We start from the raw sequence: 1,219 nt of genomic DNA, 5'->3' as shown, positions 1-1,219 counted from the left end.
ATCGGCGGACTTGACTTCGTATTTCGCCGTTTCTTCGGCACTAGCTTGCAAAGAGTCAGTTCCTTTGCGTTTGTTAGCTTTTACCGCTTGTACATGCACCACAGGCTCATAATCAACTTTCAGGGCTTTTTGCCATAATTTTGCCCATTCTGCTTGTGCTAAATAATTATTTGAATTCTTAAAATAACTAGATTTTACAAACAATAAAACATGTAAATGCTGATTATATGACCCATCTTGTTCATTAACGGTAATTTCAGTTGAACGTAAATAACCCAATAAATTTTTAGTCACTTTTTTATAGCGAGTTAGCTTATTAAAGGCTTTAGTCAAAGCTCTTAAAGACACTTTTAACTCCTCTGCTGAATGAGCGTTTTTAACGGTTAAAGTTAAAAACAAAAACCGTCCTTTAGGCTCTCTTGCAACTGCTTCCGCAATAATTTGTTTTAATTGGCTCGAATTTTTCATACTCTTTCTCCAATTACACAACGGACATAAGCGTTTCTGACAAAACCAAGTCTGGTAGAGTTTTAACTGATTATTGATCTTACGAAAACGTAAAGTTTCCCCACAGTTTTTAATATCATGTGCTCGTTTAAACTCTAAAATCGACAAATATTCAGCATAACGAACATTTTCAATCTTCCGTTCTCGCCAAGGTCTAACTTTGCCATTTTCAGTTTTATCTTCAAAAATTTCTGACATAAAAAGCTCCTCCAGTTTATCCACGTGAAGGAGCTGACTATCTTTTTCAATAAGCTTATAACCTTGACACCAAAGGCTTTTACACCTAAAATAAAGGCTACAAATGAAAAAGATAAACAACTCACGTGCTCGGACACCAATCGGAGATTTTCACGTGGGTTTTTATTTTGTCTTTCTTTCAACCAATTTATAACCCTAATAATACACCAAAAGCCTATAAAATCAAGGGATACAGACTAAACACTAAAAAACTAGTTGATCATACTAGTATCAAGATAAGAAGAAACCGTCGAAAAACGACGGTTTCAAACCCCCAAAAAGCAGATCAGCAAAAATCGCTGAACTGCTTTTTTAAGACCATGGCTTTCAGCCATACTGACCAGCTGAACCAGCTGGACCCCACAAATGAGCGGGAGCCCCCGCTCAAACTCACCCCGTACTCGCCGTAAGGCAGGCAAAAAAGCAGGGGTGCTTTTCTTTGCATGCGCAAAAGTATCTTAATCCAGTAGTCAAT

The 1,219-nt window shown here is 37.3% G+C and carries 2 protein-coding genes; both read right to left on the bottom strand.

What is annotated here, in order from left to right; genetic code table 11:
- A partial coding sequence (locus HMPREF0519_RS12640) for a protein rep (RefSeq protein ID WP_040472847.1) occupies positions 1–705 on the bottom strand: 705 nt, incomplete at its 3' end.
- 325 nt (positions 706–1,030) lie between these two features.
- A partial coding sequence (locus HMPREF0519_RS14100) for a hypothetical protein (RefSeq protein WP_220094608.1) occupies positions 1,031–1,219 on the bottom strand: 189 nt, incomplete at its 5' end.

The sequence above is a fragment of the Lentilactobacillus hilgardii DSM 20176 = ATCC 8290 genome, assembly GCF_000159315.1.
Lineage (GTDB): Bacteria > Bacillota > Bacilli > Lactobacillales > Lactobacillaceae > Lentilactobacillus > Lentilactobacillus hilgardii.
The sequence above is the reverse complement of the archived record's forward strand: the minus strand, read 5'-3'. Positions and strand labels throughout refer to the sequence as shown.